General features: G+C 44.9%; 2 protein-coding genes and 1 pseudogene. All 3 read left to right on the plus strand.

Going from position 1 to position 1,761, the window contains the following annotated elements; genetic code table 11:
- A pseudogene (locus WBV27_RS06240) lies at positions 1-217 on the plus strand (manganese ABC transporter ATP-binding protein); the annotation flags it as partial.
- Positions 207-1,064, plus strand: coding sequence for a metal ABC transporter permease (locus tag WBV27_RS06245; RefSeq protein ID WP_424200384.1), 858 nt, complete (start codon positions 207-209; stop codon positions 1,062-1,064). The pseudogene WBV27_RS06240 and the gene WBV27_RS06245, both read left to right, overlap by 11 nt.
- The coding region (locus WBV27_RS06250) for a metal ABC transporter solute-binding protein, Zn/Mn family (protein WP_424200386.1) at positions 1,054-1,761 on the plus strand (708 nt) is incomplete at its 3' end. The genes WBV27_RS06245 and WBV27_RS06250, both read left to right, overlap by 11 nt.

Raw genomic sequence — 1,761 nt, forward strand, 5'->3', positions numbered from 1 at the left:
GTTGAAACAACTTCGCGATGAAGGCAAATCGATCGTGATCGTACATCATGATCTGCATAAAGTACAGTCTTATTTTGATAATATCGTCCTGATTAATAAAGAAGTGGTTGCCTTTGGTACAGTATCCGAGGTATTTACTGCCAACAATATGGGAAGGGCTTATGGGGAAGCAATTACCGAAATGATCAGTCTAGGGGGTGGAACAAATGTTAAATGATTTTATTCAAGGACTCTTGGATTTCCAAGTCCTGCAGAACGCTTTGATCACTTCCGTTATGGTCGGTATATCTGCCGGAATCATCGGTTCCTTCATCATCTTGCGGGGGATGTCTTTGATGGGGGATGCCATCTCGCACGCAGTATTACCAGGAGTGGCGATTTCTTACATGCTGGGGAGCAGCTATATCATCGGCGCCACTGTTTTTGGGATGGCGTCGGCCGCTCTCATTGGTTTTGTCACGAAACACAGTCGTTTGAAAAACGATACGGCAATCGGAATCGTCTTCAGCGCATTTTTTGCTCTAGGGATCATCTTGATTTCCTTCGCCAGAAGCTCCACGGATTTGTATCATATCCTCTTCGGAAATGTTCTCGCAGTCCGGGATTCAGACATGTTGTTGACAGCCGCTGTGCTTATTATCGTCTTGATCGCAGTGCCGCTTTTCTATAAACAACTCAAACTGACTTCTTTTGCACCGACGATTGCAAAATCATATGGTTGGAACATCAGTGCAATCAACTATGGATTAATGTTTTTGCTGACACTTGTTGCTGTGACTTCGCTGCAAACAGTCGGGACGATTCTGGTGATCGCAATGCTGATCACACCGGCTGCGACAGCCTACCAACTGACCGATAAATTGCTCGTTATGATTGTCCTGTCGACAGTATTCGGAACCATCAGTTCCATTGCAGGTCTTTACTTCAGCTACACCTACAATCTGCCATCCGGGGCGACGATTGTCATGGCAGCAGCTATGCTTTTCATTTTGGCATTCATTTTTGCACCGAGGAAGGGCCTAATTGGTCAACTAAGAAAGGAGAATTTACATAATGAAAAATAAATTATTGCTGCTTGCTGCAGTGCTGTTTGTAGGTGTTTTGGGAGGATGCGGAAATTCTCCGGAAGATGATAAGGGAAGTACGGATGCACCAGAAACAACAGAAACCAAGCTTAAAGTGGTCTCAACCAATTCCATTATTGGCGACATGGTAGAAAAAGTTGGAGGGGATCTGATCGATGCGCACAGTATCGTGCCTGTCGGGACCGACCCGCACGAATACGAACCCCTGCCGGAAGACATTCGAAAAGTCAGCGAGGCAGATGTCGTATTCTACAACGGCTTGAATTTGGAAACTGGCAATGGCTGGTTTGATAAATTGATGGAAACTGCTGGCAAGGCGGAAGATGAGGATTACTTCGTTGTCAGTAAAAATGTTGAGCCGCTGTATCTGTCGGGAAACAGTTCGCAACAAGATCCTCATGCCTGGCTGGACATTTCAAACGGCATTCAGTACATCACCGAAATCTCTCGTGTCATGAGCGAAAAAGATCCTGAAAATAAGGAAGCATATGAAAAAAATGCGGATACATACATTGCCGCTTTGACGGAACTGGACAGCGAAGCAAAAAAAGAATTTGCTGATATTCCAGAGGAAAAGAAGCTGTTGGTGACCAGCGAAGGAGCTTTCAAGTATTTCTCAAAAGCATATGAATTACAAGCCGCCTATATTTGGGAAATCAATACCGAAGGGCAAGGT

It is taken from the genome of Trichococcus sp. (genome assembly GCF_049589555.1).
Lineage (GTDB): Bacteria > Bacillota > Bacilli > Lactobacillales > Aerococcaceae > Trichococcus.

What these genes read in the sequence shown, in the direction of transcription:
- WBV27_RS06245 (WP_424200384.1), top strand. Translation starts at nt 207, where the DNA reads ATGTTAAATGATTTTATTCAAGGACTCTTGGATTTCCAAGTCCTGCAG.